The sequence below is a fragment of the Planococcus kocurii genome (genome assembly GCF_001465835.2).
Classification (GTDB): Bacteria; Bacillota; Bacilli; order Bacillales_A; family Planococcaceae; genus Planococcus; species Planococcus kocurii.
Map to the genome: position 1 here is coordinate 1572138 of NZ_CP013661.2, position 13892 is coordinate 1586029.

Sequence of the window (13892 nt, forward strand, 5' to 3'; positions counted from 1 at the left end):
GTTTTTTGTAAGCGTCCAAATCCTTTTGCACTGCCTTACATATATTATTATCGGAGGGCTTTACCAAATGTTTAGTGTTTTTTGAAAAAAGATTTAGATTATTTTTTGCGCCCCCGCGGCAGCCACAATTTGAAGAACAATTGAGTCTGCCACCGTGGCGCGATAAGCATAGAAAAAGCCTGCAGAATTTGCAGGCTTTGGGCTATTTCTTTCTCATACTCAAAAAATCACTCAAGTTAATAACTTTTGATGTTGCTTGTTTGTTTTCTTCTTGAATTTCCAAGTACACTTCTTTTCGGTGGATGGTAATTTGCTTTGGTGCGGTAATGCCGAGACGCACCATGTCGCCTTCGATCGATGTTACCGTAATTTCAATGTCGTCGTTGATGACGATGGTTTCGCCTTTTTTGCGTCCGAGTACTAGCATCTTCTACACCTGCCTTGCAGCGGTGTTGTCTGCTTGAAATAACGCCTGCTTGATTTGATAGTCTTTGTTGTTCAACACGATTTGCATGCCTCGTTGTTTTTTATTGTTAATGACGAGTGGTGCTTTTAAGTTCGTTGTTGCACTGCTGATGTCGCCTTTGACCGTTACCGTCGTGAGTACGATGGCATCCGTCGGCTCTTCTAGCTGCAGCCGCTCCACCATTTGCTCTTCTAACTTAATGTCATAGTCTTTGAAAAACGTAAACGGATCAACTAAAAAGAAGCTCACTTCCACCTGTTCTACCGACTGCAAGAAAAAGAATGGCGACTCGCCTTCTGCGTCTGCGGGGATTAATACATAGTCTTTAACCTCTTCAAATCCTGGAATTCCTTTATCAAACGTTATGACGCGATCTTTTGCTAGTTCGACTTCTCCGAATTGTTCTGTTTGAATTTTCATGTCCGACTCCTTCCGTAACAACTAAATGCCTCGTAAGATAAAGATATCTTACGAGGCATTTATTGACAATCAATTTTTATCGATTCCATCTAGTGGAAAGCACTCAAACGACCCGTTCTTCCACCACTAAATTCTCCGCTAACCGAACCCGTACCAACTCGACTGCCACGTCTATGCCTTTTAACTCGGCCGAAAACTCTTCTAGTTGCACGTCCGCGCTGTTCAACAACTCGACTGACTCCGGTAGCGCGAGTACGTCTTTACTAAGGACAATGTCCCCGCCTTCGCCTTGCCCTTGAATGCGTGCGGCAATGTTCACAGTACGTCCGAAATAATCGAGGCGGTCGTTGGAATTAACCGCGATGGCCGCTCCGCTGTACAAGCCGAGTCGCAACACCAAGTTTTCTTTCGCTGTCTTGTTAAACACTGCTAGGTTTTTTTGAATGGCGAGCGCCGCTTTCAGCCCGTCTTCTGGCTTGTGGAAAACCGCCATGACGGCGTCGCCAATGGTTTTCACGACGCTGCCGGAATTTCGGGCAATATGACCCGTCAGAAAGTCAAAATGATTGCGCACTTGTCCGTAGGCACTCGAGTCACCGGCCGTCTCATACAGCAGTGTGGAGCCTTTTAAATCGGTAAACAAGATCGTCACGTGATCGATGCCGAGTTTCTGTCCGGGTGACAGCACTTCCGAAGAAAACAAATCCCTGAACTCTTGCATGGCAGTGACTTTAGCGGCCGTTACTGCTTGTTTGTTCCAATCGGCATGTTCTAATGCGACAACGATGTCTGCGCTGCTGGTGTTTGTGATTGCGACGTTTCGAGAGCCATTCACTGCACTTTGTGACCAGCCAAGATCCGTGTAAACAAGCTGGTTTGATTTTATTTCACTGTTCACAGACACATGGTCATTTGCCTGAAGCACGCGAAAACGTAGCGCGTCTTCGCCTACCGAAACTGAAAAGCTGGCGGTCTTCCCTATTTCGATCACTTGCTGCGCTTTAACGTGCGGGGTAATCATTGGGCCGCCGATACAATAGACTTCCGCATAAGCTTGACGCACCGTTGGGTGAACTGAAAAATTCAACTCGACAAACTGATCAAAATTAGCGTCATAGTTAATGCCACATAAATCGCAATGAAATTGCTGCTCTAGCTGTGCGAGTGAACCGTGTTCGACTTTCGAAACGCGGCAGTTCGGACAAATGATGTTCCAGCTGAGATTTAGTAATCCTGCTTTTGTGGCATACAGCAAGACGCGCAACACTTCGTCCAAATCGACGTTCCACAACTTAGCGACTTGCACGGGCTCGATTTGCGCGACGTCGTGATCGCCTTTATCCGCTAAATAACGATGCAACAACTCCACATAGTCTCCGTTGACCGGTGACTTTGCGAGTAGGGCCGATAGCCGCTCGAGTTCGGGTAAGTTGATGTTCGCCTTGCTTGTTTTTTGTGGTGCTTCCAAAACAGTCGTTGCTCCAGACTGTAAGTAATCATCGACATACCCCATGATTTTTTTGACAGCGGGCAGAGCAGTTACCCAAATCGCTCCGTAGCCGATTACGTTAAGCGGCACAAAGCGAGCGGTCAGCTTGACCCGGGTTCCGTTTTCCGCGTTGTCGAATAGCTCGACTGTCAACGTGTAATGCTTCATCGGTCCGGTAAGATAACGGCGTTCGACCGTATAGCTCTCGTGTTCTTGCCACTGAAACGGAAACTCTTGCCAACTGATTGGCACAAGTCCGAGCACTTTGGCATGAGCTTCTCGGTAAAACACGTCCGCCCCGTCTTGCTTAGCCGGACTAAAACGGACCGGAAACAAGCCAATAGACAAATTCATGCGGTTGTTGTCCGCAAGCAATTGCCAAACGGTTTTCCGGTCCAGTGCGTATTCTTTTTCAAGTATGTAGGTTTTCGGTTTCAATCGTTTCACTCCTAGGAAATCGCAATGGCAATGGCCAGTAAAATCACATGGAAAATTTGATCAGCCACAATCGACAACCACACTTTTTCTGGACCTTTCGCGGTTTGGATCCGTTCCACCCAGAACATGACGAAGGTTTTCCGGTCTAATACAAGATGACCAACAAACACAATCGCCAGTGCGGGCAAAGACAATCCACCTGATAACATGCCAAAGACGGCAATCACCGCTGTGTAAACCGACACATGCGTGAATAACGGCAGCCACTTGGTCGCTTTGTATTTGGCCATCCAACTCGTTTGCAGTAAAAAGTCTCCGATTAAATGACCAAGCAATAACACATCAAACTGATTCATAGTCGGTAGCCTCTCTCCTGCTGTGCTTCGTATTGCTCGATTTGGTAATTACAACCCTGTAAAATCGCTGCAAATGCATCAACGACTCGGCTGTCGAACAAGCTCCCTTTACAGCGCTGCAACTCTTCCACTCCCGACTCGAAAGAAGCACCTGCGCTATAAGAACGCGCTGTGGTCATGGCGTCAAATGCATCGGCAACTCCAACGATTCTAGCAAACAACGGGATGTTTTCGCCTGCCAAGCCATGCGGATAGCCGGTGCCATCAAGTCGCTCGTGATGCGACAACGCCGTTTCAATGGCATGAACCATGGCTTCTTTTGGTTCGATATTGGACAAGATATCTGCACCGATCACCGTATGTTGTTTAATAGTGGTATATTCATCCGTTGTTAGTCGTTCAGACTTTCTTAAAATGTTGTCCGGTATACCGATTTTTCCGATGTCGTGCAAAAGAGCGGCTTTGTATAATTCTTCACAGCTTTGCGCATCCATTCCGAGTTTTTCGGCAATCCACAACGAATATTTCGCCACTCGCTCTGAATGACCCGCTGTATATGGGTCACGCGCATCTAGTACTTTCGCCAGTGTTCGTATCATGCTGAGCAACATGCGCTGCAGTTCGTCGTACATTTGGCTGTTGTGGAGTGCCAGCGCCGATTGGTTGGCAAGTGCTACTGCTAAACGGATGTCTTGTTCGGAGAAAAAAGCGATGTCTTTTTTGTTTAATAACTGCAAAGCACCTAGCACCTTGCCTTTCACTGCTAACGGAACGGTGATCATCGACTTGGTGATAAAGCCGCTCGAGTCGTCTACACGATTTGCCCAGTTTGGATGCCATGCGACGTTTTCGATCAACTCGGCTTTGCCTGTTTCGATCACTTTGCCGACAATGCCTTCATCTCTCTTTAATTCGATGTTGAGAATATCCGCTGAAGAAGGTCCGTACGCCGCGTCCGCTTTGATCGTTTGGCGCTCTCCGTCCAGTACCCACAAGGTTCCTGCTTCGGCTCCCACCACTTGTACCATCTGCAGCAAGATGCTTTCCAGCACTTCACCCATTTCCAAGTTTGAATTGAGCTGCTTAGAAGCTTCCAGTAACATCACCAGTTCGCGAACTTGGGATTCTAACTCTTTTAGTTGTGTCATGAACTTCCTCCGATAGCTGATCCGAATCAAAAACATTTTATTTTAGGTTGCATCTATTGAATTCATGCGTTTCGCCTGCTAATTTGCATCCTTTTTAGGAAACCAGTAGAAAAATTTCGTTTTTCACTGGACTCCGTCTCTTTGCACCGGCGAGGCGATGATGAAAAGTTCGTTTCCTTCGTTCACTATCTATCGTTTTATTGTTTCTTGTCGATCATAGCGCGGAATTTGCCATTATGCAATATTACCCAAATTATTTTATTTTTCTTTACTCAATTTGACATTCTTAGTAATTCGGCTTAAAAAAACCGCAACCTCTCCGATTTTGAGAGGTTGCGGTCGTGTTTGCTATTTTTTCCCACCAACTGCCGCACCTTCTCGGACGTTAAGCTCGAGCCTTTTTGCTTGAGCTCTTGTACTTCCTTCTAAGTGGAAATAGACGCTTACTTATTGCTTCTACTAAGCTTTAGATTTTTGATTCGGCAATCCAATCTTCTTTCGGAATATCGGTTGTTTCTTTTTTCAAATAATAACGGCCTTTTGTAGCTACCGCTAAAACCACTGTTAAAATCGAGGCTAAAACCAATGCGAAAAATGCGGCTGTGCTTTGCAGGAAAGTTCCCATGTAGCCGAGTGCTGCGATTGTTCCGATGGCAGTTGGCACGAGCAATGACACGACGCCGACTGGATTCCATTTGTATAGATTTTTCTGCCTCGATTCGTAATAGCCCGGACCGATGTTCAGCCATTTTTTGACGACCAATGCGTCCGTCACTAAAATCGAAGCCCAGCTCATCAGCGCCACACCTTGGAACGTCATTGCCGTATCTAAATGGTCAACGATTCCGCCAAGCATGAGCATCATCGCGACGACACCTGAGACCACTACCCAAAAACGTCGCCCGGGTGTAAAGCCAAACATATTTTCAAAAAAGCTCGATAGGGATAGTGAGCTGCTGTAGATATTGGTAATGTTGATGCGGATTTGCGTCAGCATCGTAAACAATACACCGCCAAGTCCGAGTAAGACAACAATGTAAATGCCAGGATTTGATTCACCGAGTGTTACGCCAAACCAAATACCGAGACCACCCATAACCCCGAAACAGAAAATCTGCGGAATAAACCCAATAGCAATAGAGCCGATTTTCAAATCTTTTGGCTTTAAGAAACGCGCGTAATCAGAGGCGATCAACGCCGTTAATCCCATAATGCCATGTTGCATACCAATACATAACAGCAAGGCCGTTCCACCGATTTGGACACCTTCTGGCATATACGTCCAAAAGTTGCCATCGTACGTAGATGTGTACTTGGACGCAACGACGATGGCCACTATTAAGAATAGCGCAAACAATGGCAATGACCATTTTTGCAATTTATCCAATTGTTTAATGCCAAACCAATTTAACGGAATGACAACTGTTCCAAATACAACGATCAAGAGCCATGTGGGGATGGCGAGGAAATAAGCATGGACAGCAGTGACCAAAATCATGCCTTCAAACGCACAATACATGATAAAGTTCGATGCGTAGATTAAGGAAGTTAACGAGGCCCCGATGTAACCGAACCCTCCGCGGGATAGTAAATTGACGTTCATGCCGGATTTGGCCGATAGGTAAACGATGATGGTTCCGAGGATGCCTGCGACGAGTATCGCGTAGATGGCGGAAATGATGGCATTGGCCGCTCCAAATTGCAAAGCCATGACACTTCCCATTTGGAAGTAAAAAATAGCGGTTGCGATGCCGAACGTAATATTGGTGATACTCAACCAGCCCATTTTACGTTCTTCGCGTGGAACACGGTCAAACGTATAATCGCCTGTGGATTCATCTCCATAGCTTTTTTTCTTGCCAATCAATTGTTGATCTGCGGTAATCTCAGATCTCATTTAATCCATTCCTTTCGTATTCAGTTTTTACTGTCTTTTGGAAAAGATAGTAGTTTGTCTATTTCCGTTCATTTGTAAAAGAAAAAGGGACAGGAGAAGGGCATCGAAGCTTGTACATCACTCATAAAAAGACAAAAAAACGAATTTTCTCCGCTCAAGAGTGTTGCTGCAGCGGAAAGAATCACGTTCCTTCCTATTGTAACATAACAGTTGTACGCTTTCTGTTTTTCTACAACCGACCCATCTGACCGATTCAGCTCCCCTAAACGGATAAAGCTCTACTTCATAGAAAAAAATCGTTTTATGACTACTGTTAAAGAAGATTTTTTTAGCAATTAATGTATATTTTTGTGCTATGATGTGTAAACAATCCCTTTAACACTGACTAGCTTTATTAAATTTTTTATAAAGGAGACCTTGCTTACTCCATGGACAATTTTTCACTACCCACTCATTTTTTAGTCCTGATGCTATCAATTGTTTTTATTTTTTTGCTGATTTCACTGTTTGTCTATTTACGGAATCGTCAGGATTTTAACCTGAAGGCTAGCTCCGCTGAATCAGAAAAGAAATTTGAATCCATTTTCGAATCGACGACAGATGCCATCATTGTAGCTGATCAAATAGGTACCATTCTGCAATGGAATTCAGGTGCTGAATCCATTTTCGGTTACAGCAAAGAAGAGGCTCTCGGTTCTAATCTTGAAATCATTATCCCCGGGTCCTTTGTAGCAGCACACCAAAAAGGCTTACAACGCTATATTGACACTGCTGTTCCGCGCGTGATTGGTCAGCGACTTGAATTGATTGGTGAGCGTAAAGATGGCAGTGAATTTCCGATTGAAATGTCTCTCAGCACATGGAAAACCGATAAAGTTGTCTTTTTCGGCAGCATCATTCGCGACATCACCAAACGACGAGATGCGGAAGAAAAAATTCACAGCCTTGTCTACAAAGATTCCTTAACCGGTTTACCCAATCGGCGACTGTTTAATGACCATTTGGTTTCGATACTTAACGTCGACAACAAACAAAACTTCGCTCTGCTGTATATCGATTTGGACCATTTCAAAATGGTGAATGACACGTACGGCCATTCTGCAGGAGATCAATTGTTAATGGAAGTGGCTACGCGTTTTCACACCATCGCACATGAACATGACACCATTTCGCGGTTAGGCGGAGACGAGTTCATTATGTTATTGCAAAATACAGATAAGGCCGAAGCGGCAAATCATGCGCGCATGATTTTAGAGCTCTTTAAAAAACCTTTTCGTTTCCAGCCGGAAGAATTATTTGTCACGCCTTCTATCGGCATCAGTGTGTACCCAGCTGATGGAACCGATTTGGATACTTTAGTAAAAAATGCAGATATCGCGCTGTATCAAGCAAAAGCACGAGGCAAAAACAATTTCCAGTTTTTCACAGAAGACATTAATCAATCGGTTTTAAGAAAGTCTAAATTGGCCATTGATTTGAGAAAAGGCTTGGAGCATGAGGAATTCTTTATTCATTACCAGCCACAAATTGATTTGAAAACCGAACGACTAGTTGGCTTGGAAGCTTTAGTTCGCTGGAATCACCCGGAATGGGGCACAATTTCACCTGCTGAGTTTATTCCGATTGCTGAAGATACCGGAAGCATCGTTCAACTTGGTGAATACGTCTTGCGTCAAGCTTGTCTACAAAACAAAGCTTGGCAACGAGCAGGATTGCCGAAATTTCGTGTAGCCGTCAACATTTCTTCTCACCAGTTTTCGCAATCCAATTTGACGGAAACGGTCCATGCAGCATTAATAGATTCGGGACTTGAACCTCGTTATTTGGAACTCGAACTGACAGAAAGCATTATTCAAAGCTCTTCTACAGCTATTGCGACGATGAACGAACTAAAAACCATGGGCATTTATTTGTCGATTGATGACTTTGGCACCGGTTATTCGTCGCTTCGTTATTTGAAACTATTCCCGATTGATACGCTGAAAATCGATCAATATTTTATTCGGAATATTATTACCGATCTAAAAGACGCCGCACTTGTCGCGACTATCATCCGGATGGCTAATGACCTTCAGTTAAACGTCATTGCTGAAGGTGTTGAAACAGCTGAACAATTTCAATTTTTGAAACAAAAACAGTGCAACCAAGCGCAAGGGTACTACTTTAATCGCCCGCTGCCTCCTACAGAAATTGAACGACTTTACCGACCTGCACAATCGTCTTCTCACAGTTGATGCACACCTAATGAGCGAGTTAATGAAATAAAGCCACGTCCCGCAATAAATTGCGGGACGTGGCTTTATTGTTGTTTCAGTTATTTCACGCTTTCTAACGCTTGCTTTACAGTCGCATAGGTCTCCGCATCAAGCATATCAATGCCGCTGTGGACGATGGCTTGAACCAAGTCAGGCCGCAATCCCGCAATAATCACATGAATTCCCATCAACCGGAGCGTTCCTCCAATTTGTTGGAGAGACTGCGCAATGTGGTCATCGATTGTCAAGACACCTGAAAAATCTGCAATGACGTGATTGGTGTCCATTTCTGCAATTCTTGGAATGACGTTGTTCATAATATGCGCGATTCGGTAACTATCCATTACCCCAATTAGCGGCAACACGACGACGTCTTCTAAAACCGGTACAATCGGTGCTGATAAACTGATTAGCTCAACGCGCGTTTCTGCCTGATGCCTTTCAGTAAGTCGTTCAAATGCATAAAAGGTCTCATTTAAACTAACATCTAACATAGCATTGATCGCTTTGATCGCTTTCATGCTCTCGACAACAGACAAGTCGAATTGCAAACTGAGACGTGTAAAAATCTCTGAAAACACTTCACGCGTTACCGGATAACGAATAACAATTGCTGAAATTTGCCCTCCTGAAGAAACTTGAATTTCAGCATTTTTTTTGCTCCATTCGATTAAAGCTTCTGGCACTTCAACTTGTTGACCTTCAAGAAGAGAGTAACCAAAAAACCCAAGCAATTCAATGTACATTGCAGTTGCTCGTTCTCTTTCCCAATCCGGAATATCCAAGCTCGCTTCTTGCATCACTGAATCGACTACTTCTGCTGACAATAGTTCAGCGTTTTCACTTATGTATTTGGAAAATTCTTTAAAAGAAGACATCTATCTCACACCTTTTTCTTATATTGCTTTGATTATACCATTGGGCAGGGAGCGGATAGAAATTTAACCACTACTGTGTGGAGAATTTTTGAAGTAGTGTTTTTCAAAAATCTAGCTAAGCTCATCAACTCAAAAATGCCCCCTTCGGATTTCCATCCGAAGGGGGCATTTTTGAGTAGTTCATGAAAATAGAAAGCCAAACAGCTAGGCTCACCTGCTAGAGGCTGTCAATCGACAGTTAATGCATTTAACACGCTTTACTCAACCGTTACCGACTTCGCCAAGTTACGCGGCTTATCAACGTCACAGTCGCGGTGAAGCGCTGCGTAATAGCTGATCAGCTGCATTGGGATAACCGATACTAGCGGTGACAGCAATTCGTTTACTTTCGGCAAGACCAGGCTATCACCTTCTTCTTGTAAGCCTTCCATCGAAATGATGCACGTGTGTGCCCCGCGTGCCGCTACTTCTTTAACGTTTCCACGGATGTTCAAGTTCACCGCTTCTTGCGTGGCAAGTGCGATAACCGGTGTGCCTTCTTCGATCAAGGCAATTGTTCCGTGCTTCAATTCGCCACCAGCAAAACCTTCTGCTTGGATATACGAAATTTCTTTTAATTTCAATGAACCTTCAAGTCCCACGAAATAATCCATGACACGGCCGATAAAGAAACAATTGCGAGTTGTCGACAAGAATTCCGTCGCAATTTGTTCCATTTCTTCTTTTGAATCGACTTGTGCTTGAATCGCATTTGCAACAATTCCTAGCTCTTGAACCAAATCAAAACCGATATCAATGCCGCGTGCTTCTGCCGTTACAGCAGCTAAAATCGACAAGACCGCGAGTTGTGCTGTATACGCTTTTGTTGACGCAACCGCAATTTCAGGACCTGCAAACAACAATAAGGTATGGTCAGACTCACGTGACAACGTAGATCCTGCAACGTTTGTAATGGTTAACGATGCGTGACCCATTTCTTTGATCTTCACCAATACTTGACGGCTATCCGCTGTTTCACCTGATTGCGAAATAAAGATGAACAATGGTTTTTCCGATAGCAATGGCATATTGTAGCCAAATTCGCTTGAAACATGCACTTCAACTGGGATACCCGCTAATTTTTCAATATACTCTTTGCCAATCAATCCTGCGTGGTAGCTCGTACCCGCCGCGATAATGTGGATGCGGTCAGCTGCTTGCATCGCTTCTAGAATTTCTGGTTGGATGGTCAATTTATCGTGTTCGTTTTGGTATGCTTGAACGATCTTGCGGACAACCGCTGGCTGCTCGTCAATTTCTTTCAACATATAATGTGGGTATGTGCCTTTTTCAATATCGCTCATATCGATTTCAGCAGTAAATGGCATACGGCTTACCGATTGGCCATCCAACGTTAAAATATCGACGCTGTCCTTACGAACGATGACGATTTCTTTGTCCATTAATTCCACAAACTGATCTGTTAATTGCAGCATCGCCATAGCGTCTGATGCGATAACGTTAAAATCTTCACCCAGACCGACAAGTAGCGGGCTCTTGTTTTTCGCTACAAAAATTGTTTGTTCTTCTTCTGCGTCTAATAACGCAATGGCATACGAACCTTTCAGTAAAGTTAGTGCTTTACTGAAAGCATCTTGTGTAGACTGGCCTTCTTCAACGAATTTCCCAATCAATTGAACAATGATCTCGGTATCCGTATCCGACTCCATTTCCACACCAGCCAAATAATCGCGCTGAATATGATGATAGTTTTCAATCACACCGTTATGCACAAGTGTAAAACGGTCCGATGTATTTTGGTGCGGGTGCGCGTTGGCACGTGTTGGCTTGCCGTGTGTCGCCCAGCGTGTATGGCCGATTCCTGTAGAACCCATAACCTCTTCGTCTACAACGCCACGTAAATCAGCAATACGTCCTTTTTCTTTAAACACTTTGACGCCACTGCCGTTACGAACCGCAATTCCAGCTGAATCATAACCGCGGTATTCTAAACGCTCTAAGCCTTTCAACAAAATTTCCTTTGAATCATTCTCACCAATATATCCTACTATTCCACACATAATGTAATTCCTCCATTTGTCTAAGTCAAATAAGCGTTTGCTCTTACGCAAACACCTTTGTTTTGAGCCCATCCATCTTGTTGTCCAATCGATCACTCGACTGTTTTAAGAATAGACATAACGACCAGGCTTCATGGCCGGAAGGGATCCGCCGAAATCTCGATACTCCTTCTCCTCGTCTACTGAAGATGACTTGTCCGTCCATTTCTTCAGTACAGGCGCTATAATTGTTTTCCTCGCAGCTACTTCGATCCTCCTTTTTCTGCGGTCGTAAACCAACTCTACTATCATACAGTGTCCACACAATCCCGTCAATTAAAGCAAATAGTTATTTAGGTCTATTTCATCATTTTTTTCCGTATACTGGTTGATTTATCTGTAAAAATACATTTTCAACACTTTACAATTTTGATGTAAATCAAACAGTTGGTAGGTTTATCGCTTTTTAAAACTCTTATGGTTCTCCAGCCACGAGCTATTCTGCAAACTAGCTCCGCTTTCCTGCGGGCTTGCACCGAACTAACTCGGGCTATGCGCCCGAGTGGATTTCGGTATTTCGCTGTCCCGCGGGAGTCTCCGCTAGTTTGCTCCATAGCTAGAGAATTGAGATCGTACGGACGCGGGGGTCTCAGAATCCGAACCAGGAAACCGACTCGCTTCACACCGTTCAACGATCCTGACACTCGATTAAATCCGTTAGAAGCGAACATACAAACGGCTGCGATGCGCCTATTTTTTCTGTCGGGAATCTCAGCAACTGCTTGAAGTGCAAGTGCTCGACTCCTGCGGGACCAGCGCGTGGCGAAGACCCTGGAGCGAACACAGTGAGTGAAGCGGCTGAGGCCGTGCCCGCGGAAAGCGAGCACTGGAACGGAAAGCAGCCACCCTTATGCTCATTCCCCATGCTCATTCCTTTGAAAAACAGAAAAATGCTTGACCACAGATAAGAAAGCGTCCGTCTATTATGCTTTCTTCGTTTCTCTCTTTCCACTCATTTACCCCAAAACTCGATCATAGAACCAATCTGACAAAAAAGCTTCTCCAATTACGGTTATCCAAAACTTTCTAAACAAACAAAAGTCCGTAAGCAAGATGCTTACGGATTAGGACTAGTTGATCTGATTAGTTTAAGCCCATTTCGCAACGTACCACTTCTGCGATACGTTCTACGTAGCTTTCACAGTCCTCTGATGAAGCGGCTTCTACCATAATGCGGACAAGTGGCTCTGTGCCCGATGGACGGACAAGCACACGGCCGTTGCCATTCATTTCTTTTTCAACTTCAGAAATGACGTCTGCAACTTTCGCGTTGTCTGTTACTGCGTGTTTATCCGTTACACGAATATTCACAAGTTTTTGAGGGAAAATCGTCATATCAGACGCCAGTTCAGACAATTTCTTGCCGGTAATTTTCATAATATTTACTAGTTGAAGACCTGTTAATAAGCCATCGCCTGTCGTATTGTAATCAAGGAAAATAATATGACCCGATTGTTCGCCGCCCAAGTTGTAATCATTTTTCTTCATTTCTTCGACTACATAACGGTCACCAACAGCGGTTTTGTTGCTCTTCATGCCGTGGCTTTCTAATGCTTTGTAAAAGCCCATGTTGCTCATAACAGTCGATACGACCGTATCTTTTTTCAAACGGCCTTCTGAATGCAAGTGCTTCGCACAAATATACATAATTTGATCGCCATCTACAATTTGCCCTTTTTCATCGACTGCGATTAAACGATCGCCGTCTCCGTCAAATGCCAAACCAATGTCTGCGCCTTTAGCAAGTACCAGTTCTGCTAATTTCTCAGGATGTGTAGAACCTACACCTGCGTTAATGTTCAAGCCATTTGGTGACGCACCCATTGACGTAATGTCAGCATCTAAGTCAGCAAAGACATGCGTTGCCAGTGTAGATGTGGCACCGTGTGCACAGTCAAGTGCTACCAGGATGCCTTCGAATTCTTCATCAACCGTTTGTTTTAAGTATTGAAGGTATTTCTGTCCGCCTTCGAAATAATCGGTAATGCTACCAAGATCGCCACCCGTTGGACGTGGCAATAGATCTTCAGCGCTATCCAATAATGCTTCAATTTCCGCTTCTTGTGCATCCGACAGTTTAAAACCGTCTGAACCAAAGAATTTGATGCCGTTGTCTTCTACTGGATTGTGTGAAGCAGAAATCATAACGCCCGCTTCTGCACTCATGACGCGTGTTAAATAAGAGACACCAGGTGTACTAATAACGCCAAGACGCATCACTTCTGCACCTACAGAAAGTAGTCCTGCTGCTAAAGCACCTTCTAGCATTTCGCCTGAAATTCGTGTATCACGACCGATTAGCACTTTCGGCTTGTCTTTCGCACTTTTTGTCAAAATGTATCCGCCAATGCGACCTAATTTAAACGCCAATTCAGGTGTTAACTCACTGTTTGCAACTCCACGTACTCCATCTGTTCCAAAATATTTTCCCATTACCATACTCGCT

10 protein-coding genes are annotated in these 13892 nt (G+C 44.4%); 1 reads left to right on the forward strand and 9 read right to left on the reverse strand.

Annotated features, from left to right (window positions below; translation table 11 throughout):
* Window positions 1-202 precede the first annotated feature (202 nt).
* The 6 genes from csrA to AUO94_RS07795 all read right to left on the reverse strand — a co-directional run bounded on the left by csrA (window position 203) and on the right by AUO94_RS07795 (window position 6214).
* A complete protein-coding gene (gene csrA, locus AUO94_RS07770; protein WP_058386686.1) occupies window positions 203-427 on the reverse strand; it encodes a carbon storage regulator CsrA in 225 nt (74 codons plus the stop codon).
* A gap of 3 nt (window positions 428-430) precedes the next feature.
* The gene (fliW, locus tag AUO94_RS07775; protein ID WP_058386687.1) at window positions 431-886 is read right to left on the reverse strand and encodes a flagellar assembly protein FliW; all 456 of its coding nucleotides are present in this window, start codon (window positions 884-886) and stop codon (window positions 431-433) included.
* A gap of 103 nt (window positions 887-989) precedes the next feature.
* A complete protein-coding gene (locus tag AUO94_RS07780) occupies window positions 990-2822 on the reverse strand; it encodes an adenylate/guanylate cyclase domain-containing protein (RefSeq protein WP_237150195.1) in 1833 nt (610 codons plus the stop codon).
* A gap of 2 nt (window positions 2823-2824) precedes the next feature.
* Window positions 2825-3169: a DUF3307 domain-containing protein gene (locus AUO94_RS07785; protein ID WP_058386689.1), complete on the reverse strand. Its 345-nt coding sequence runs from the start codon at window positions 3167-3169 to the stop codon at window positions 2825-2827.
* Window positions 3166-4317 carry a GAF and HD-GYP domain-containing protein gene (locus AUO94_RS07790; RefSeq protein WP_058386690.1) on the reverse strand — a complete coding sequence of 384 codons (1152 nt, stop codon included), beginning with the start codon at window positions 4315-4317 and terminating at the stop codon, window positions 3166-3168. Before AUO94_RS07790 ends, AUO94_RS07785 begins: the two co-directional genes overlap by 4 nt.
* Window positions 4318-4783: 466 nt before the next feature.
* A complete protein-coding gene (locus AUO94_RS07795; RefSeq protein WP_058386691.1) occupies window positions 4784-6214 on the reverse strand; it encodes a purine-cytosine permease family protein in 1431 nt (476 codons plus the stop codon).
* Between the two features lie 467 nt (window positions 6215-6681).
* Here AUO94_RS07795 and AUO94_RS07800 point away from each other — a divergent pair, with 467 nt between their 5' ends.
* Window positions 6682-8448 (forward strand): putative bifunctional diguanylate cyclase/phosphodiesterase, encoded by a 1767-nt coding sequence (locus AUO94_RS07800; RefSeq protein ID WP_237150197.1) that lies wholly within the window; start codon window positions 6682-6684, stop codon window positions 8446-8448.
* Between the two features lie 80 nt (window positions 8449-8528).
* Here the strand turns inward: AUO94_RS07800 and AUO94_RS07805 are convergent, their stop codons facing one another.
* From AUO94_RS07805 to glmM, 3 genes are all read right to left on the reverse strand, one after another.
* On the reverse strand, window positions 8529-9347 hold the full coding sequence (locus AUO94_RS07805; RefSeq protein ID WP_058386693.1) for an STAS domain-containing protein: 819 nt from the start codon (window positions 9345-9347) through the stop codon (window positions 8529-8531).
* A gap of 257 nt (window positions 9348-9604) precedes the next feature.
* Window positions 9605-11407: a glutamine--fructose-6-phosphate transaminase (isomerizing) gene (glmS, locus tag AUO94_RS07810; RefSeq protein ID WP_058386694.1), complete on the reverse strand. Its 1803-nt coding sequence runs from the start codon at window positions 11405-11407 to the stop codon at window positions 9605-9607.
* 1122 nt (window positions 11408-12529) lie between these two features.
* Entirely contained in the window at window positions 12530-13879 is a 1350-nt protein-coding gene (glmM, locus tag AUO94_RS07815) for a phosphoglucosamine mutase (protein WP_058386695.1), read from the reverse strand.
* Between the last annotated feature and the right edge of the window lie 13 nt (window positions 13880-13892).

Excerpts from the sequence above, each read along its gene's own strand:
- csrA (WP_058386686.1), bottom strand. The coding sequence starts at position 427 with ATGCTAGTACTCGGACGCAAAAAAGGCGAAACCATCGTCATCAACGAC.
- fliW (WP_058386687.1), bottom strand. The coding sequence starts at position 886 with ATGAAAATTCAAACAGAACAATTCGGAGAAGTCGAACTAGCAAAAGAT.
- AUO94_RS07785 (WP_058386689.1), bottom strand. The coding sequence starts at position 3,169 with ATGAATCAGTTTGATGTGTTATTGCTTGGTCATTTAATCGGAGACTTT.
- AUO94_RS07790 (WP_058386690.1), bottom strand. The coding sequence starts at position 4,317 with ATGACACAACTAAAAGAGTTAGAATCCCAAGTTCGCGAACTGGTGATG.
- AUO94_RS07795 (WP_058386691.1), bottom strand. The coding sequence starts at position 6,214 with ATGAGATCTGAGATTACCGCAGATCAACAATTGATTGGCAAGAAAAAA.
- AUO94_RS07800 (WP_237150197.1), top strand. The coding sequence starts at position 6,682 with ATGCTATCAATTGTTTTTATTTTTTTGCTGATTTCACTGTTTGTCTAT.
- AUO94_RS07805 (WP_058386693.1), bottom strand. The coding sequence starts at position 9,347 with ATGTCTTCTTTTAAAGAATTTTCCAAATACATAAGTGAAAACGCTGAA.
- glmS (WP_058386694.1), bottom strand. The coding sequence starts at position 11,407 with ATGTGTGGAATAGTAGGATATATTGGTGAGAATGATTCAAAGGAAATT.
- glmM (WP_058386695.1), bottom strand. The coding sequence starts at position 13,879 with ATGGGAAAATATTTTGGAACAGATGGAGTACGTGGAGTTGCAAACAGT.